This is a genomic window from Microbacterium sp. P03 (assembly GCF_043556235.1).
Taxonomy (GTDB): domain Bacteria; phylum Actinomycetota; class Actinomycetes; order Actinomycetales; family Microbacteriaceae; genus Microbacterium.
The window spans coordinates 180,558-198,785 of record NZ_JBIGIM010000001.1 but is presented as its reverse complement, the minus strand read 5'-3'; the positions used below and the strand labels follow the sequence as shown (position 1 = coordinate 198,785).

17 protein-coding genes and 1 tRNA gene are annotated in these 18,228 nt (G+C 67.5%); 7 read left to right on the top strand and 11 right to left on the bottom strand.

Annotation, left to right across the window (positions count from 1 at the left end):
- The first annotated feature begins 79 nt into the window (after positions 1 to 79).
- Positions 80 to 1,477, top strand: a complete 1,398-nt coding sequence (locus ACFXOO_RS00840) for a hypothetical protein (RefSeq protein WP_394562489.1) — start codon at positions 80 to 82, stop codon at positions 1,475 to 1,477.
- Between the two features lie 696 nt (positions 1,478 to 2,173).
- A complete protein-coding gene (locus ACFXOO_RS00835) occupies positions 2,174 to 2,647 on the top strand; it encodes a hypothetical protein (protein ID WP_394562488.1) in 474 nt (157 codons plus the stop codon).
- Positions 2,648 to 2,774: 127 nt separating this feature from the next.
- Here ACFXOO_RS00835 and ACFXOO_RS00830 read toward each other — a convergent pair whose 3' ends face one another.
- Positions 2,775 to 3,695, bottom strand: a complete 921-nt coding sequence (locus ACFXOO_RS00830) for a hypothetical protein (protein ID WP_394562487.1) — start codon at positions 3,693 to 3,695, stop codon at positions 2,775 to 2,777.
- Positions 3,696 to 5,271: 1,576 nt separating this feature from the next.
- Positions 5,272 to 6,027 (bottom strand): thermonuclease family protein, encoded by a 756-nt coding sequence (locus ACFXOO_RS00825; protein WP_394562485.1) that lies wholly within the window; start codon positions 6,025 to 6,027, stop codon positions 5,272 to 5,274.
- Between the two features lie 103 nt (positions 6,028 to 6,130).
- Here ACFXOO_RS00825 and ACFXOO_RS00820 point away from each other — a divergent pair, with 103 nt between their 5' ends.
- Both ACFXOO_RS00820 and ACFXOO_RS00815 read left to right on the top strand, forming a co-directional pair.
- Positions 6,131 to 6,721, top strand: a complete 591-nt coding sequence (locus ACFXOO_RS00820; protein ID WP_394562484.1) for a hypothetical protein — start codon at positions 6,131 to 6,133, stop codon at positions 6,719 to 6,721.
- A gap of 12 nt (positions 6,722 to 6,733) precedes the next feature.
- On the top strand, positions 6,734 to 6,943 hold the full coding sequence (locus ACFXOO_RS00815) for a helix-turn-helix domain-containing protein (RefSeq protein ID WP_394562483.1): 210 nt from the start codon (positions 6,734 to 6,736) through the stop codon (positions 6,941 to 6,943).
- Here the strand turns inward: ACFXOO_RS00815 and ACFXOO_RS00810 are convergent.
- From ACFXOO_RS00810 to ACFXOO_RS00790, 5 genes are all read right to left on the bottom strand, one after another.
- Positions 6,940 to 8,139, bottom strand: a complete 1,200-nt coding sequence (locus ACFXOO_RS00810; protein ID WP_394562482.1) for a tyrosine-type recombinase/integrase — start codon at positions 8,137 to 8,139, stop codon at positions 6,940 to 6,942. The two genes, ACFXOO_RS00815 and ACFXOO_RS00810, sit on opposite strands and share 4 nt — an antisense overlap.
- A 286-nt stretch (positions 8,140 to 8,425) precedes the next feature.
- Positions 8,426 to 8,498: transfer RNA gene (locus ACFXOO_RS00805), tRNA-Arg, on the bottom strand.
- Positions 8,499 to 8,600: 102 nt separating this feature from the next.
- Positions 8,601 to 9,164 carry an asparagine synthase gene (locus ACFXOO_RS00800; RefSeq protein WP_378843666.1) on the bottom strand — a complete coding sequence of 188 codons (564 nt, stop codon included), beginning with the start codon at positions 9,162 to 9,164 and terminating at the stop codon, positions 8,601 to 8,603.
- A gap of 110 nt (positions 9,165 to 9,274) precedes the next feature.
- Positions 9,275 to 9,667, bottom strand: a complete 393-nt coding sequence (locus tag ACFXOO_RS00795; protein ID WP_378843664.1) for a DUF5684 domain-containing protein — start codon at positions 9,665 to 9,667, stop codon at positions 9,275 to 9,277.
- A gap of 64 nt (positions 9,668 to 9,731) precedes the next feature.
- Positions 9,732 to 10,163: a YdeI/OmpD-associated family protein gene (locus ACFXOO_RS00790; RefSeq protein WP_394562480.1), complete on the bottom strand. Its 432-nt coding sequence runs from the start codon at positions 10,161 to 10,163 to the stop codon at positions 9,732 to 9,734.
- Between the two features lie 409 nt (positions 10,164 to 10,572).
- On the opposite strand from ACFXOO_RS00790, the gene ACFXOO_RS00785 reads away from it, so the two are divergent.
- Complete coding sequence (locus ACFXOO_RS00785) at positions 10,573 to 10,989, top strand: DUF4383 domain-containing protein (RefSeq protein WP_378843660.1); 417 nt, start codon at positions 10,573 to 10,575, stop codon at positions 10,987 to 10,989.
- Positions 10,989 to 11,606, top strand: a complete 618-nt coding sequence (locus tag ACFXOO_RS00780) for a hypothetical protein (RefSeq protein ID WP_394562479.1) — start codon at positions 10,989 to 10,991, stop codon at positions 11,604 to 11,606. The genes ACFXOO_RS00785 and ACFXOO_RS00780 overlap by 1 nt, the downstream gene beginning before the upstream one ends.
- Before the next feature lie 21 nt (positions 11,607 to 11,627).
- On the opposite strand, the gene ACFXOO_RS00775 is transcribed toward ACFXOO_RS00780, so the two are convergent.
- The 4 genes from ACFXOO_RS00775 to ACFXOO_RS00760 form a co-directional block, all read right to left on the bottom strand.
- Positions 11,628 to 12,581 (bottom strand): aldose 1-epimerase family protein, encoded by a 954-nt coding sequence (locus tag ACFXOO_RS00775; protein ID WP_394562478.1) that lies wholly within the window; start codon positions 12,579 to 12,581, stop codon positions 11,628 to 11,630.
- A gap of 38 nt (positions 12,582 to 12,619) precedes the next feature.
- Positions 12,620 to 14,131 (bottom strand): L-arabinose isomerase, encoded by a 1,512-nt coding sequence (araA, locus tag ACFXOO_RS00770; RefSeq protein ID WP_378852335.1) that lies wholly within the window; start codon positions 14,129 to 14,131, stop codon positions 12,620 to 12,622.
- Positions 14,132 to 14,180: 49 nt separating this feature from the next.
- Entirely contained in the window at positions 14,181 to 15,785 is a 1,605-nt protein-coding gene (locus ACFXOO_RS00765; protein WP_378852400.1) for an FGGY-family carbohydrate kinase, read from the bottom strand.
- 304 nt (positions 15,786 to 16,089) lie between these two features.
- Positions 16,090 to 17,112: a LacI family DNA-binding transcriptional regulator gene (locus ACFXOO_RS00760; RefSeq protein WP_394562477.1), complete on the bottom strand. Its 1,023-nt coding sequence runs from the start codon at positions 17,110 to 17,112 to the stop codon at positions 16,090 to 16,092.
- A 183-nt stretch (positions 17,113 to 17,295) separates the two neighbouring features.
- Between ACFXOO_RS00760 and ACFXOO_RS00755 the strand changes: the two genes are divergently transcribed.
- Positions 17,296 to 18,216: an oxygenase MpaB family protein gene (locus tag ACFXOO_RS00755; protein WP_394562475.1), complete on the top strand. Its 921-nt coding sequence runs from the start codon at positions 17,296 to 17,298 to the stop codon at positions 18,214 to 18,216.
- Positions 18,217 to 18,228: the final 12 nt, after the last annotated feature.

The following is an 18,228-nucleotide window of genomic DNA, read 5'->3' as shown; positions in this document are numbered from 1 at the left end:
CAGGGGTCTCATTGCGCTAACCGCTACTGGCCCGATTTACGCATCACGCGCGACCGCCGCGCGATTGCCAATCGCCAGCGTGTTGGTGCTTCTCGAGGAACTAGCATCTCGCGCGCAATTCGACGAGTCGGTGGTCACCAGCACGCTGGCGATGCGGACGTCCGGCGCTGAGGCATTCATTCAGCACGTCGCAGTGCAGACCCAGCTCACAGAGCAGCTGCGACGCGCCGACATTTGGATTCAGATCGCCGCTGCGGCCGTCATTAGGGACAGGTACGCGCTCGTCCACAGGCCAGGACTCGAGGGCGTTGCTTTGTCACTGGCAAACTTCGTCGCCTATGACGCGCCCTCGGCAGTTCGTGAAGGCGTCCTCGACCTCGTCGCCGAAATGACCGCGACGAGCGGATTCATCGAGGAAGCGCCAGCTCTGGTTCAGCATCGAGACGGTTCACTGTCCGCTACGTGGCCGCCGGAAAACTTGATGCTGTCGGACGAAGACCGAGAGAAGCTTGCGCGAGACGCGGACGCGTTGGACCCCGTTCGTAAGCAAATCAACAAGTCATCGGTGGAGGACCTCAAAAGCTCCTTCACTGAGGGAGTCCTCGGGACTGGCAGTATGTCGGGTTGGCTCGGCGACCGAGACCACTGGTTCGAAGCGGCCGCGGCAGACCTTGGCGTGGGCGGCGGCCACGGCGTCGGCGAGAATTCCGGCGGCGCGCACGGCGAAGAAGGTCCGGACGGCCTCTCAGCCCCCGGTCCGCACGATGACCCGTTTGGGGGCGGTCATTACGGTGGCGGATCCGGCCCAGACGGGGGCGGGTCGCCAAGTTTCACTACGAACCGCGACCGCGTGTCCGCCGTTAATCAGCACGACACCAACATCTTCATCGCGCAGGTCGCCGGGGCCACTGCCGGGGCTGTCATCGGTGTGTTGGGGGCCGCTTCACTGTTGACCGGCGTGGGATTGGTGATAGCGGCCGGGGTCGCCATATACATCGCGGCGGAGACCTACGAGAGCAAGAAGGAGACGACTCCGACCACCACCACTGAAGCGCCAAAGGACCCGCCGCCCGATCCGGCGCCAGATCCCGACGATCCTGACTCGCCGAACGCCAGTGAGGACCCGAACGCAGATAGCACATGGGGAGGAAAGGCGGACCCGGCAATCGTCGCGAAGCTCCTGAAGCGCTACGGGAACCCTCGCCCTAGAGTCGGTCCATCCGACGGAGGTGATGCCGATGACCTGACCCACAACGCGGAAGCGGGATACGGAACAACGAGCTCGTCGTTCCGGTTCGTCGATCCACTCTGGGACCCCATCGACATGCTCTGGGCTGACGGCTCGAGCAGTGGGAAACCCCCGGGAGAGCTCCGCGAAAAGCCTCCACTTCGGGACTGGGTTTACGAAAGCGGCTCGGGAACCCGCGCGCTCCTTGTCATGGTCGGGCCAGAGCGCGCGCAGACCGTCTCCGCGTGAGACTGTGCGCCGCCGCTTCAGTAGTGGTGGAAAAAGGTCACTGACTCAACGAGCAGGCAGGCAGGCAGGCAGGCAGGCAGGCAGGCAGGCAGGCAGGCGACGGTGGCGAGATCGCGGATCAGCTTCAACCTGGCGTCGCACCCTTCACCAATCCATCGGTCGCATTCGACGCTGAGTTCCACTCAGGCCCGCAGCCGCTGCGCTAGTGAGCCAGCCGCGCGCCTCTGACTCATCGGTGGCATAGCTAAGACACAGATAGCGAGTACGCTCCCCGCACCGACTTGCATTTCACGCCTAAGCGATCGCGAACTCATGGGCCCGCCAGCGGGGGATCGCTGTACGGTACGCGTTATGTACTCAAAGCCTTGGGCTTGGTTCTGGACTCTCGTCATCGGACTTGGTAGCGCGGTCACTGCCTTCCTCGGCGCGCAGAGCCTCGGTCTCCAGCTGGGCTGGTCACTCGCGGCAGGTGTTGGTGCGGCGCTTCTGTTCGGCGGAGGGTGTGCCGTTTACATTCTTGATCCGGGCGCGAGCCGTCGGAGCAGTGCTGGCGAAACGGAAACATTGAACAGCGACGAAGTCCAATAGCCGATCCTCATCCGGGCCGGAGTCTGTAGCTCTGAGGGACCGGCTAGCGGGCTCTTTACCAACTACACGATCGCCCACAGCGTCGGTGCCGCGAGCTAACCTGCGAATATGGATTGGTCGATGTTCTGGGCGAGCGTTTTTCCCGCCTACCTCGGCGCCGTCGGATCAATCGCGGCTAGCGCCGTAGCCGTCATCGCCTTCCTCCGAGACATCAGAACCAGGAAGGGACTGAACGAGGTCGCCCAGTCCTCGTCGACTACGACGGACGCGCCCACCAACGAGCCATCGATTGTGCCGCGCCTCGGAACGTCCGATCAAACACAGCCTCTCGAGCTCGTCGCCCACGGCTCGCAAACGGCAATCAGAAACCTGACGGAGCACCCGATTGAGATCGTCGATATCCGCGTCCCATCCGGTGGCAAGACGATTACATTGCGCTCCGAGTTTCCCGGAGTCGTTCAGCCGGGCGAGGGTTTCGGGCTCATAGTCCACGACCTGCTAGGTGGTCCAGCGATCGCGGCCATGCTCGTTGAGTGGAGAGGCGTGGGGGGCCAACTGCGACTAACCAAGTTCTTCGTGTGAGCGCGCCGCCCGCCCAGCGCCAGTGCTCTCTAAGTGCGCTGCGGGACCCGCATGTGCGGCCGAAACGTACCCGTACGCAAGCGATCCGCGGGACGGATTCTCGACTCGACCACGAGTAGATCGCGACTCAGTCTGCTGGTCCGCCTGCGCGCGCTTTCGGGTCGAAATTGAGATCGAGCTCAGATGGGGATGTGGACTGGAACAGTTCGGTGAGTTCACCGAACACATCAATCTCCTGCTGAAGCGAGGTCGTTGGGCGCAGGCGCATCGCGTCGATTACTCGGGCCCGGTACAAATCGACCGCGACCTCGAGATCGCCGCCGTGCGCGATCGCCGACTCGACGGCCGACTGATAGGCAAGCCGTGCGAGCACGAAAATGCCGACTGGCACCAGGACCCACAAGGGGTACGTGGCCAGCGACGACCAGTCACGGAGCAACAGGAACGAACTGGCCACTCCTGCCGCGGTCCACGTGACGGCGAGGCGAACAGACACGTCGAGCTGGGTGACCTCGTCGTCAACACCGGCCCTAACTCTCTCGGGCAGCACCTGGAACAGCCGTGGCCACATCACCACGCTCTCCAGGCCGTATCGCTTCCCGACGCTGTCTTCGGCCGCGCGGAGAGCGTTCCCTAACGCGGTCGGTAGGAGGCGGTCGTCAGCCGGGAATCGCTGTCGAAGTTGCGTCTCGGCGGCTTGCTTCCGTTCCCGACCCGTAATGGCGGCCGCCTCGGAGGTGGGGCGACGAGTGGACTGCAACCGGCTCGATACTCGATCACGGCGACACATCTCCAGACGAACGCCCACACGAGCTATCCACAGTGGGAACCAGGCCGGCCAGTAGCCTTCTAAAAGCTGCACCAGGCGGAACTGCAAAGGCTGGAGCGAGATTGCCACGGCAGCGGACACCGCGAAGATGATGATGACCCCAACGGCGCCAACTGCTGCCGCACCCGCCTGAATGGTGCCGAGCGTGAGCGGCGTGCTCGGCGCATCCGCGGCAATCAGGAAAACCAAAACACCAACGGCAAGCGCGGTCGGCAACAAGCCGATGGCTTGAAGCCGACTCCCGAATTCCTTTAGCGCTTCGCCGATGTACTCACGCTAGCAATCAAGAGAACTGAGTAGATCTAACTTGCGAGCGGAAGCAGGCGTGTCGGCAATTTGCACTTACGATTCGGGCAACGTGCCAGATCTACAGCGGAGGCGAGAATTGCGTACTCCTGACCGCACCTGCATGTGATGTCCTCCTCCTGCGCACGACCTGGCGCGCCACGCAGGCGTCTACCTGGCGATCCGCCGACGGGACTCATCACATGCCTCCGCGACCAGGATACTTCCCCCGCCATCACCCACAAGAGGGCGGACTCCCCCTCTGACCCACGAATGTCGATAATCGGCCTTAGATAAACGTGGCGGAAAGCGTTGGGCGGCGAAACGGCGCTAGATGACAGTCTGACGTCCTCGTACGCTGGACACGCCGCCGCGCCTCCTGTTCCTCGCGACGGCCAACTGACTCGCCGATCGCATTTGACCTCGCCGCGAATCGGAACGCGCCCGGCGCGTGCTGACAGTCCTGAGGCTGAACCTTCTGCGGTCGCTGAAGGTGGACAATCAAGAAATGAGTGCACCCCGAGTCCGGTTGCTGCTTTTGTTGGTCTGTTCGATCGTCGCGGTCGGACTGAGCGGCCTACTTCTCGGAGTTCCGGGAGTTGAGAAGCTGACGCGCGGTGAGACCGGGCCAGGATCGGCGTTCCTGGTCGCTTGCATCTTGATCGACATCACGCTCATCGTCGGAGCCATGCTGGTGTCGCGCCTTCCCGCCTTGCGAGTGAAGCCAGTTGATGTAACGGCTAGACACTCGCGCGATCGAGCCGACCGCAACTAGACGACGGGGCTGCCGTCCCCAAAGGATCCGCCCTGCGGTCACGATTAGAAGCCGCCGGTTAGGCGTATGGTTCGCGTGTGGCAGATCGTCTACGTCGCTCAGTCGTTATTGGTCCGGTGACTCGTATCGGTGATCCTGCCGCGTCTGGGTGGTTGATCGTCCCATCTCCCGTCGAGAGTGTCCGTGATGCGTTGCATACGGTCGCGAAGGCAGCGAGCGGCCTGACGACGATCGAGTCCGATGCCGACGGACTTTTGCTGGGTGTGCGGACATCCGTAGCCGGGCATGCCGTTGCGGTTCGGTTCGATGTTCGCGAAGAACCCGCCGTAGGCACTTGGGTCGACGCTTCTGGTCGGACACCGCGCGCCATCGTCGGAGTCGACGCACGACGACCTCGGGACGTCATCGAGACGGTCTTCGACGGCTTAGAAGAATGGCATCGTTCAGCGTCTCGTTGAACCATCCTCCGTCGGGCTCGAAATCAGATTGGGATCTCTATCGGGTACGAAATGAGAGTGTCTTGCCATCCGCCACGTTGATGGGTGGATGCCAAGCGCTAGTTGGCCGCCCTCAAACGCCGCTACCTACTCCTCTGTACCGTGTGGATCTTGCATGTCCTGCGATGGCGCATGAGGCGGGCGTTACGGATGGCGCAGGTACGGCATGGCATTGCGCGCTGCGGTGGCCGGATCGCGGAAGTTCGAACTACCGGAACAGTCGCGAGACTGCTGGCTCTCATTCGCAGGCGAGGCCGTCGCCTTCGCCGTCGCCGTTGTTGCCTGTGCCGTTGGCGAACCAGTCGTAGATCGCGGCCTCTGAGGGGTTGTTTCGTGAGAAGGGGCCGGTGGGGTTTCCGTTGGCGTTGTTCTTGAGCTTCGTGCAGGACGTGTATTGCCGCCACCACTCCTCGGCCACCGGCGCAGGGTCCGGCACTTCCGCGGCCTGTTGTTCTGCCGCGATCCTCGCCTGCTCTGCTGCGTCAGCCGCGGCCTTGCAAGCGACGGTCGTAACGGCCCCCGCGGCGTCGGATGTCGCGATCTGCGCGGCGTGGTAGTCCGCCTCGCGGGGGTGGGAGGGGTAACCGTCCGTCGAGTCGTACCGGGCGATGCCAAGGCCGGCCGCAAGTATCGACGACCCGACATCGACACCCGGTTCGGTGTCGACGTAGCGGAGCATCCTGCCGTGCCGGTCCTCGTCGTTCTGCCCGTCAGGGAGGGTCAGGATGATGGGGTCGCCCTCGCTGAGCAGAGACGCGATGAACGCCGACGCTTCCGCGTACCCGCATGCGCCGCGCTCAGGCGCATCGACCCCGATGATTCGCACGGTGCCCTCGCTGGTCTCGATCGTGTCGCCGTCGACCACGGACGCGAATCTCACCTGCGCGTCCGCAGCGGGAGTGGACGACGTCGCGGAACCGGCCGGGGGTTGAGGTGCGCACCCCACCAGCAAACCCGCCATGATCAAGACCACCGCACTTCGCACCCCACGCATGAGGCTGAGCCTAGGACGTGGTAGCGCCGACCTTTCGCACCACGAATATCTGTGCCACCCTTAGACATGTAAGGCTGTGGCTTGGTTACGCAACACTAGGGAGGTGAAAGTCGACGTGCGAACCCTCACCGGCTCCAAGATCCGAACCCGTGATGCCACCCTGCCGATCGGCACCGGACTACGGATCGTGCCGACATTCCGTGCCACCGCCACCGAACAACCCGACGTTCCCTTCGACACGAACATCGAAGTGCACTACTCCCCTACTGACGGCCGCTACGTGATCGCCGAAGCAACCTTCCGCGCCCGACCAGGCGAAGAAGTCAACGCGGTCCGATTGCGGCTCGCCCGTACTGCGGACGTGTTGAAAGCGTCCGCCCCCGAGTGCATCACCTTCGACGCGCTCGACGATGGGCACTGGGTCAAAGCCAGCGAGTTCGCCCTCTCTGCAGACCGGATCCTCCCACCGTTCATCGTTGCGCAGCTGCGTCAGCGGAAGAACACTGAAGCCCGCATGGACGCGGTCGAGATCGTCTACGGCGTCGCCGCCCTCTCCGGCCTCCCCCCCACCCAAGCCGTACAGAACGAAATGGGCATCCCCCACCGCACCGCCGCGGACTGGATCAGCAAAGCCCGCGACGCCGGACGCCTCGAAGGCATGGCCTACGTCGCCGGTCGACGGGTCGATGGGTAGGGCGGCGGGCTGATGGTCACCGCAATCCGCGACCGCGTCTCCGTCGACCACGTCACCGCGGCCGAGATCCTCGGTATCAGCCCCTCGCGGCTGCGCCAGCACGTGCGATTAGGTGACGTCGTCCCGCACTTCTCCGGCTCCAAGCCGCTGTATCTGATCTCCGAGTTGCAACGGTTCGTCGAGGCGCTCCCGACCCACCCCGAACACCTTCCGACTCCTTAGCTCGTTCGCAGGAACGCTTCGAGTGTGGCGACTCCATCTTGCGATTCCTGCTCGAGCTGGTGCGTGTACCGGCGGGAGATGTCCTCGGACCCGTGTCCGGAGATCCGTGAGTACACGACCCACGGGATGCCAGCATGCTCAGCCATCGTCGTATAGGTGTGCCGCAGCCAGTGCACGGTCGCGGGTCGGTCGATGCCGGCGCCCTCGAGAGCGGCGCGGAACGCGATGTTGCTGTCGGTGTTGGACAGCGGCTTGCCGTCGGCGCGGTGCCAAACGAGATCGTGTGGATTCGCGCCGTCCGCAGCATCCAGGTGTGCGCGCAGCAGGCTGACCAGCTCGGGCGTGAGCGGCGCGTGCCGTGGCTGCGAGGACTTCGGTCGCACCGCGACCCACCGGCCCTCCAGTTCGCGAGCTTCGAGGTTAGGGGCGATGTCAAGGACACGCTGTGGACACGTCCCGGCGCGCACGTGCCCGCAGGTGCCGCCGCAGCCGTGCCGGGACGTGACTTCGGCAAGGCTCCAGGAGATGTGCGCGATGCCCCTCTCAAGATCCAGGTCCGAGGTGCGCAGCGCCCGGATCTCGCCATCGCGCGCGCCGGAGAGCAGGGCGAGCGTCCATCGGGGGTCACCGGCGGAGAGCAGCGCTTCGGCTTCGGTGCGGGTGAGCGAGTCCCTGTGGCTGGGGGCCTGCCTGGGCATGTCGACCGATTCGGCGACGTTGCGCGAGATGAGTCCTTCGTCGACGGCGTAGCTGAGGAGCGCGGACAACGTACGGTGGGCGCCGGCGACGGTCGCCGGTCCGACCTTGCGGGCGAAAACCGCACTGTGCAGGCGCCGGACGTCGGATGGCTTCAGGTCGGCGACGATCCGGTTACCGAGGAGAGGAACGATGTTCGTGGCGATGTGGGAGCGGTAGCCCTGCATGGTCTTGGGCTTCAGACGGTCTCCCGCATCGGCGAGCCAGAGGTCCGCGAGCTCGGACACCCGGGTGTGATGGTCCAGTGGTCCGCCGTGCTCGGCGATCTCCTGCATGAGTCGGCGAAGCTTCTTCGCGCAGTCGTCGCGCGTCTTGGCGTGCACGTACTGCTGCCGTCGGCGCCCGTCGGGCGTGTAGCCGTTGTCGACGACGCCGCGCCACAGTCCGCGCGCTTTCAGTTCGTAAAGCGCGCCCTGGCCATGGTCCCGCCTCTTGGGCATGCCCGCAGACTACTCCTAGTGCACACATGTGTCTGTGTCCGTTTTGAAGATGGAGGCGTTGTGAGGCAGCGCGTCGCGCCTACCGGCCGCGCCCGCAAGAGATCCGCCACGCTATGGCTGTGATCCTGTCGATCGAGCGTGCCCGCAGAACCCTTCTAGTGCACACATGCGTGCACACATAGGGGTGCATTTCGGAGCGTTGGGGGGTTCACAGGGCCTGCACCCGTTAACACAGAAAACCCGCGGAATTCCGCGGGTTTTCTGCTGTTACTGTCTCAACACAGTGTGCGCCCGAAGAGACTCGAACTCCCAACCTTCTGATCCGTAGTCAGATGCTCTATCCATTGAGCTACGGGCGCAAAACCCACGCGCGAAACGGCGCGCGGGCCAGCGACCAGAATAGCCCATCCCGCGCGTGGTCGCGAAATCGGCGGGAACCCCGTCACGCCTGCTTCCCCGCGTCAGTGCTTCTTCTTGGGCACCCTGCCGGTGCTCCGCTGGTGTGCCGCCAGACGCTGCAGGTCAACCAGCCGCAGCGCCTGCATGCGGGCGGTGCGCATCCGGGCGTAGTCCGGATCCGAGTCCGCGGTCATCCCCTCCACGCGGAGGCGACGCTGCAGATTCTGCTCCACGTCGCCCCACGCGGCATCCCGCGCTTCTTCGACGATCGCTCCGACAGTCTCCGGGTCGTCCGCCATCTCGCGCAGCTTCGCGGCGACGCGCACATACTGCCGGTAACGCTTGCGGAGGTTCCGCATGTCGCGATCGCGATAGTCATGAGTGCCGTCCGAGTCGGTGAACTTGCCCCACGCCCGCTTGCGCTGCTTCTTCACCAGTGCCGCGGCGTGTTCCTGCTCCGACGCCAGCGACTGCAGTGTCTCGCGAGTGAAGTCCGCGACCTGCTCCCGATCGAACTGTCCACCCTGGGCGATGGTCTCCACCAGGATGTGGTTGCGCACGACGAGTCGTGCGGCGGAGGAGGCGATCGAGACTCCCTCGGCGACAGCATCCGAGGACTTACCCATTCGCACCCCGTTCCCTCACCTCGAGATTACCGTGCAGGCCGCTCGCCCGGAGTCCCCCGGAACGACGAAGGCCCGCCGTCTCCGGCGGGCCTTCGAGAGCGATGCCAGGTTCAGGCGGCGACGGACTTGCGGTACTCGGCCGATCCGAAGCCGAGGATGAGGTATCCGATGAGGGAGAACAGCCAGAGCAGGACGACCGAGAACACCGCACCCTTGCCGAACGCGGCACCGAGTTTGATCGCGAGGATCACGCTGAACACGACGTTCACGATCGGGATGATCAGCAGCAGGAACAGCCACCCGTTCATACCGGCGATCTTCACCAGGAAGTACATGTTCACGAAGGGGATGATCGACAGCCAGCCGGGGACGCCGGCCTTCGTGAAGATCCTCCAATAGGCGATGACCAGCACGATGTAGACGATGAGGCCGACGATGAAATGACCGGGGCTGAGTTGATACATGTCCGCGCTGATCGGCGAGGGAGTCTGCAGAGAGTTCATGCCGCTCATGTTAGGGGCAAGAAACGTTTTCTGTGTGTTTCCTGAGTGTGTCGCGGCTGAATGCTCACACGGTGACGGATGCCACGACCGCCGCGATGCGACGCGCTCGCGTGTCTTCCGCCTTCGCGGAGGTGACGCTGGTCACGTGTGCTTTGGCCTTGCTCGGCGAGAGCGCGTCGAAAGCGGGCCGTGCGCCGGCGTCTGCGAGCGCCGCAGCGAGGTCATCGGGTACCTCCACCGTGCGCGGGGCCGTGTCGACCTCGATGTCGACGGTGATCGGGTCTCCGCCCGACAACCCCGTGGCCGCCCGCTTGTCGGACGAGAACGGGATCAGGAACCTCCCCGCCATCACGCCGACCGTGCTGCGGTACGCGAACCCGTTCACGACGACAGCGAGGGCCGGCCGCTTCCCTGCGCCCAATTCCTCGATCTGCTCCGGACTCACCTCGATGCCGGTGTTGTTGCCCATGGCCAGCAGCGTGGTCTCGAAGCGCATGGGCCGAGTCTGGCAGCGCAGGCGCACGAGCGGAAGAACCTCGCGGCCGACGCGGAAGAACATCGGCCGATCGTTAGCGACCCGGAAGCGCGCGCGCAACCCCACCCCGGACAGCGCTCCATCCGCGTAGTGTGTGATGAGATGCAGACCGCGGCAAGGAGGCCGCGGGAGCACGACATTCGGATTCGGGCCGATCAGATCGAGGATCGATCCTGCCGCGGATCCGAGCGCGACCCCGGCCTGGCGGCCGGACATCCGGTGGGCCTCTGAGAGTACTCGGGGGCCTTCTGGCATTGCGCCGGAGCGCCCTCGGCGCCGGCCCCGCACGGTGACCGTCCCATCCGTTCCCCCTGCGACTCCGAAGTACCCGTATCGCGGCACCGGCCGCGAGCACTCACGGAGGTCGCACATGCGTCAGTCACCCAATCGCCTCGTCGCCACGATCTTCGGCGCGGTCTACCTGCTCGTCGGCGCTCTCGGCTTCGCCGTCACCAGCGGCGTCAGCTTCATCGCCACCGAGGGCGGGCTGCTGCTCGGAATCTTCGAGGTCAATCCGCTGCACAACATCGCGCACCTGCTCATCGGCGCCGCCCTGCTGATCGCCGGCCTGTCGTCGGTCGTCGCCGCCAAGACCGTGAACTCGCTCATCGGAGCGGTCTACCTGCTGCTCGGCGTCGTCGGGTTCTTCCTCGTCGGCACCGACCTGAACGTGCTCGCCCTCAACACGCCCGACCACTTCCTGCACCTCGCCAGCGCCATCGTGCTGCTGGGCACGGGCCTGGCCGCCGACCGCGTCCTGCGCACATCCGAGGGCCGGACGGTCTGATGACCTTCGGCGCCCCGGTGCTCTCCGCGACGGTGACGGATGCCTCGGCATCCGTCACTCCGCGGAACACGGTCGTCGCGGCCCAGGACGCCCTCACGATGAATGGGGTCCGCTGGACCGCATCGTGGCCGGCACTGGTCGCGTGGGGCGCCGCACTCCTCCAGCTTGCACTCGGCGCCGGGCTCCTCACGGGGGTGGGATGGGGCGCATGGTCGGGGGTGACCGGCGCATCCCTCGTGAGTCTCGGCATCGGCGGGCTGGCCTGGGGGGCAGTGGCACTCACGCGAGGGCGAGTCATCGTTCCTCGCGTGGGTGTCGCCGCTGCTCTCGCAGGGATCGTCCTGAGCACCGCCGCTCTCGTGATCGATCCCGAGCGTACGAGCATCCTGGCCGTGGCCGCGGCATCCGCTCTCCTGATCGCGTGCGGCATCTCCTGCGCGGTCGCGGTCCGCAGCAGGCGCGTCCGCACGGACCGCCGCGTGGGAATTCTCGGTCTGCTCGTCGCCGCGACCGTCGTCGCCGCGGTGGTCACGCCCGCGCTCGGATCCACCGAGGCCGGCCGGAATGCACCCGATCACGGCGGGCACGACATCGTCTTCGTCGAGCACGGACACTGAGTCCCGACGGTCGATGAGGGATCAGGCGATCGCGACGATCCGCCAGTGCGCGGTGGACGTCCCGCCGGGCTCGATCACGATCAGCCCGGTGTCGTACGGATAGGCATCAGCGTTGAACGCGTCGGGAGCGCACGTCATCGGCTCGACGGCCAGGCCGATGCGGTGGTTCGGATTCGACGGGCCGTCCGGCTGATCGGCCGTGTGCACCTGCACCCAGGGGCATGCGGCATCCCAGATGATCGCCACGCCTCGGCCCGCGGCATCCGTCACCCGTACCGTCGTGAGACCGTCGGCGTCGGGGAGGAGGCCCGTGTAGGCGTGGTCGATCTCGACGGCGCCCAGAGAACGCGCCCGGCGGAAGTCGAAGCGCTCGGGGTCGGAGTCGTCTACCCCACCGAGGCCGTCGGGAAGCAGCCGCTCCCCGGCCACGGCGAGGACGTCGGATGCCGGCAGCTCGAGGCTCCACGAATCCAGCGCCGACTCCCCCGCGCTCAGATACGGGTGCGCCGATGTCCCCCAGGGGACGGATTCGCGGCTGTCGTTCGTCGCGATGACGGTCTGCGTGAGGCCCTCGGAGTTCAGGGCGAACGTCGTGGTGACCGTCACCCGCCACGGGTAGCCGATCTGCGGCTCGATCACGGCGGCGAGCGTGACGTGCGAGGCGCCCTTGTCGATCGCCTCGAACTCCAGCCACCCCGCCAGGCCGTGCAGCGCATGCGATCGCCGCGGCTCGGTGAGTGCGAGCTGACGTTCCACCCCGCCGAAGACGTACCGTCCGTCGATGATGCGGTTCGGCCAGGGGGCGAGCGTCGCGCCCCGGAAGTTCGGTCGCACCTCGTCGGCGTCGAACGGCACCGTCAGGTTGCGGCCCTCGTACGTCAGCGAGCGCAGCGACGCCCCGACGCTCGCGATGACGGCCTCGTAGCCGCCGGCTCGAAGAGAGTGCTGGGTGCCCGAGAGCGGAGTGTGCGCCATGGGTCGGCCTTTCTGGAGAAGTGGGTGGCTCGCCTGAGTCAGAGGCCCTGGGCGAGACGGTAGTAGGCCTGATTCCACCGCAGCTCGCGACGGAAGTCGCGCACGGTCGTGTCCTCATCGATGACCACGAGCTCCGTGCGCGCGATCTCGGCGAAGTCCCGGAACACATCGATGCCGACGGCCGTCGTCATCACCGTATGGTGTGCCGCACCGGCTTCGAGCCAGCAGGCCGCGCTCGTCGCGAAATCCGGCGCGGGCTTCCACACCGCGCGACCGACCGGCAGCTTCGGAAGATCGGGCGCCTCGACGTTCTCGACCACGTTCGCCACGAGGCGGAACCGGTCGCGCATGTCGCTCATCGCGACGACGAGAGCGGGCCCGGGGTCGGCGGTGAAGACGAGCCGCACCGGATCCTGCTTTCCGCCGATACCGAGCGCATGCACTTCGAGGCGCGGCTTCGCCGTGGTCAGCGAGGGCGACACCTCCAGCATGTGGGCTCCCAGGATCCGCTCCCCTCCCGGCACCAGATCGTAGGTGTAGTCCTCCATCAAGCTGGCGCCGCCGGGAAGTCCCGAGCCCATCACGTTGGCCACGCGCACCAGGATCGCTGTCTTCCAATCACCTTCGGCGCCGAAGCCGTAGCCCTCGGCCATCAGCCGCTGCACGGCCAGCCCGGGCAGCTGGGTGAGCGCTCCGAGATCCTCGAAGCTCGTGGTGAAGGCGCCGAAGCCGCCCTCCTCCAGGAACGACCTCAGGCCGAGCTCGATGGCCGCCCCGTCGCGCAGGCTCTGATGGCGCTCAGCCCCCGGCAGCAGCTCGTGCGCGACGTCGTAGGAGGCGACGTATTCCTCCACGAGCGCATCGATCTCGGCATCCGTGGCGTTCTGCACCGCCTCGACGAGCTCGTTCACCCCCCACGTGTTGACCTGCACGCCGAACCGCAGCTCGGCCTCGGTCTTGTCGCCCTCGGTGACGGCGACGTAGCGCATGTTGTCGCCGAAGCGTGCGAGCTTGAGCGTGCGCGATGCGGTCCACCCGGCGGCGGCGCGCTGCCAGTCCTCGATCTGCCGCTGGACGGCCGGATTCGACACGTGCCCGACGACGGTCTTCCGCGCGACCCCGAGACGCGTCTGGATGTAGCCGAACTCGCGGTCACCGTGGGCGGCCTGATTGAGGTTCATGAAATCGAAGTCGATGTCGGCCCACGGCAGCTCGACGTTCGCCTGCGTGTGCAGATGCAGGAGGGGCTTCTGCAGGGCGTCGAGCCCGGCGATCCACATCTTGGCCGGACTGAAGGTGTGCATCCAGGCCATGACGCCGATGACGTCGTCCCGGGCGTTCACCTCGAGGGCGAGGCGGCGGATGCTGTCGGAATCCTTCAGCACCGGCTTCCACACGACCTTCACCGGGAGCCCTGCGAGACCCTCGACCACCGCGCGGGACTGCTCGGCCACCTGGGCGAGCGTCTCCTCGCCGTAGAGGTTCTGGCTGCCGGTGACGAACCAGACCTCATAACCGTCGAGGGATGTGGACAGGGGCGTACGGGTCATGGTTTTCAGCTTTCCGGTCGTGGAGCGAGCGAAGTGAGACGAGACGTGCTCAGAGGGCGACGACGGCGGCGCGTTCGACCGCGAGGCCCGCACGGTATCGGTCGAGGTAGCCGGCGAAACCGGCGACGTCGGCCGGGTCGGGGTCGACCACGGCGATCTCGGCCGTGGCGAAGACGCGCTGCGTCAGGTAGTCGCTCAGGTCGAGCTCGCCGGCCGAATCGAGGTAGGCCGCGAGCACCGCGACGCCCCACGCCCCGCCCTCCGACGCCGTGGCCGCCACGGCCACGGGAGCGGCGAGTGCACCCGCGAGCATCCTCTGTGCGACGCCGGCGGTGCGGAACAGCCCGCCGTGCGCGTACATCTTCTCGAGCGCGACGTCCTCGGCGGCGAGCACGCGCATGCCGAGGCTGAGGGTGGCGAAGACGCCGTAGAGCTGGGAGCGGACGAAGTTCGCAAGAGTCAGCCTGCTGTCGGGCGTGCGGACGAACAACGGCCGCCCTTCCGCGAGACCGGCGATCGGCTCCCCCGCCAGGTGGTTGTACGCGAGGAGCCCGCCCGCGTCCGCGTCACCGTCGAGCGCCGCGGCGAAGAGGATGTCGAAGACGCCGTCGCCGTCCAGCGGGGCGCCCGCGGCCGCCGCGAACTGCCCGAACATACCGGCCCAGGCCGCCAGCTCGCTCGCGCCGTTGTTGCAGTGCACCATCGCCACCGGATCGCCGGCGGGGGTCGTCACCAGGTCCAGCTCGTCGTGCACCCGTGCCAGCGGGGATTCGAGCACCACCATCGCGAAGATGCTGGTGCCGGCGCTGACGTTGCCGGTGCGCGGGGCGACGGAGTTCGTCGCGACCATGCCCGTGCCCGCATCACCCTCGGGCGGGCAGAACGGCACACCGGGCTGCAGCGCCCCGGAGGGGTCGAGGAGGGCCGCGCCGGCGGCCGTCAGCGCACCGGCGTCCTGACCCGCGAGCAGCACTTCCGGCAGCAGCTCGACGATCGGAGCGGGCAGGCGATCGCCGACGAGTTGGTCGTAGGCTCGCAGCATCCGCTCGTCGTACGTCCGCGTCGCGGCGTCGATCGGGAACATGCCGGATGCGTCGCCCACGCCGATCGCGGTGCGGCCCGTGAGCTGCCCGTGAACGTACCCGGCCAGCGTCGTGAGGAACGAGACCCGCGGGACGTGCTCCTCGCCGTCGAGGACCGCCTGGTGCAGGTGGGCGATCGACCAGCGCAGCGGGATGTTGGCGCCGAACAGGTCGGACAGCTCGGCGGAGGCGGCGCCGGTCGTGGTGTTGCGCCACGTGCGGAACGGCACGAGCAGCTCGCCCGCGTCGTCGAACGCCAGGTAGCCGTGCATCATCGCCGAGACGCCGATCGCCCCGAAGGTCGTCGGGCGCACGCCGTGTCGAGCCTCGACGTCGGCCACAAGTGCGGCGTAGGCGGCCTGCAGCCCCGATCGGGCGTCGTCGAGCGAGTAGGTCCAGACCCGGTCGACGAAGGCGTTCTCCCACGCGTGGCCGCCGACCGCCAGCACCTCGGCGGTGTCGCGGTCGATCAGGCACGCCTTGATGCGGGTCGAACCGAGTTCGATGCCCAGAGCCGTCCGGCCGGCGAGGATCGCCGCCCGCGCCGTACCCGCGGAGCCGACAGCCGACACGGATGCTTCGCCGTTCGCGGCCGCGAGGGGCCCGGTCGTCTCGTCGTCGGTCACGGGAGTCCTCCATCGGTCTCGGTGCGTCCTCCCCATGTTACCGGTAACACGGGGTTGCCGCCATCCACGTCGGGTCCGGGCGGGGCGCCGATCAGGCCGGCTCGTGGCCGACCGCGTCCCTCAGCTCTGCTCAGCGTGGCGGTGCGTCGTCCGGCGGTCACACTCACCGGCGTGTCGTCACAGCGAGCAGTCATCCGGGACCCGGCACGTGGGGAGCCGGGGCGGAGCGCCCCGCCGGGAGGATGTCGTGTCAGGGCCGCTCAGCGCGCAGAGGGGCGGTCGAATCCCGCACCGCCAGCACGGGCGGTACGACCGACGGTGGACCCTGGGTCGGCGCGTCGACGGCCAGCACCGCCGCCACGACGCGCGCGGCCTCGCCGGCGATGTCGAGACGCACCGTGGTGAGCGCGGGACGGTAGTACGCGGCATCCGGATTGTCGTCGAAGCCCGCCACGCTGACGTCGTCGGGCACGTCGACACCGGCCGCTTCCAGCCCGGCGATCAGTCCGAGCGCCATCTGATCGTTCGCGACGACGACGGCCGTCGGACCGCCCGGAGCGCGCACGGCGGCGGCCACGCGGGGGGCGGCGGCGGCTCCGGAATCGGCCGACCAGTCCCCTGCCCACTGCGGACCGGTCTCCAGACCGCGCGCACGGAGAGCGGACTCGAACCCTGTCGCGCGCGCTCGCTCGTCCCACCAGTCACCGGGACCGCCGACCCGGGCGATCACGCGGTGGCCCAGATCGGCGAGGTGGCCGACCACCAGCGCGACGCCGTCCGCCTGCCGCTGCGCGCCCGAGCCCTCGTGCAGAGCGGCCAGCGGCACCCGGAGTCCTGCGTCGGCCACGATGCGCTGCGTGCGGATGTGGGGCGCGATCAGGATGACCCCGTCCACCCCCTGGGCGCGGAGGTGGTCGACCGCTGACCGCACCGACGCCTCGTCGCCCGCGTCGGCGTACACCGTCGCCACCCAGCGCCCCGCGGCGCGCGCGGCGGCCTCGACGGCCGCGATCCCGACCGACGGTCCGTACAGGGTCGAATCCGAGGCGATGACGCCGATCGTGCGCGTCGTGCGCGTCCCGAGCGAGCGGGCGGCGTTGTTGACCCGGTAGTCGAGGGTCGCCATGGCCTCGCGCACGCGCTGTCGCGTGTCTTCGCGCACGTTCGGCACATCGTTGATGACACGGGAGACCGTCTGCGTCGACACCCCCGCCAGGCGCGCGACATCCCGCACCCCGACCCGGGGAGCGTGTTCCGCACCGGCTGCGCTCATCGTGCTCAGGCTAGTGGTCCGCCTGCCCGCGGTGGCATGACCTCAGGGCGCTCGGCGGTCGCGCCGCCCTCTCGGACGATCCCGCGAGAAGGAGCGATCTGCGGGCCACGACCCTCGCCCCGGTGGGGCGTGCGACGCTGGAATCATGCCCGTTCTCCCGCTCCGGCGGCTCCCGATGCCGTCATGACCACGCTCCCACTGCGCGCACGCCTGCTGACCGCCCTCGCCGGTGACCCGGACGGCACACCACCCTGGGTGCTCGAGCTCGCCGACGGCGATGACACCGGGCTCTTCCTCGAGGACGGGCCCGCGTGGACGGTCCATGCGGGCACCGCGACGATGGTCGCCGGCATCCGCGCCCTGCTCATGCAGGCGCTGCATCCCGGAGCCCTCGCCGGAGTGCACGACTGGTCGCGGTACCGGGAAGACCCCCTGGGACGCCTGAGCGGAACCGTGCGATGGATCATCTGCGTCACGTTCGGCTCGCAGGCGCAGGCCGAACGCGAGACGGCGCGGGTGGCGCGCTTCCACACGCGGGTGACGGGCGACTATCGAGCCGGCGACGGGACCCCCTCGTCGTACAGCGCCTCGGACTCGGACCTCGTCGAATGGGTGCACATCGCCTTCACGGACTCGTTCCTCACCTGCCACGAGGCATGGGGCGCGCCCATCCCGGGCGGTCCCGACGCCTACGTGAAGGACTGGGCGACGGCCGGACGGCTCATGCGCCTCGCCGAACCGCCGCAGACCGCCGCCGACATGCGGACGCGCATCGACGACCTCCTCGCCCGCGGAGTGCTGCGCGGCGACATCGGCGACGAGCATCGGGTCGCGGACGTCGTGAGCTTCCTGCGGCGACCGCCCTTCGAGGGATCGATGAACACCGCGTACCGGTTGCTCTTCGCCAGCGCCGTGGCCACCATCCCCGCACGGTACCGCCGACTGCTCGGCATCCGGCGTTCGCCGTTCCCCGTGGTGACGCTCACCCGCCTGGTACTCGCCGTCACCGGCAGAGCGCTCGGCAGCGGACCGCGCGCGCAGGACTTCGCCCGGGAGCGTCTGCGACGGCTCGCCGCGGGCGGCCTCGACGTCGTCGATGCGTGACAGGCTGACACG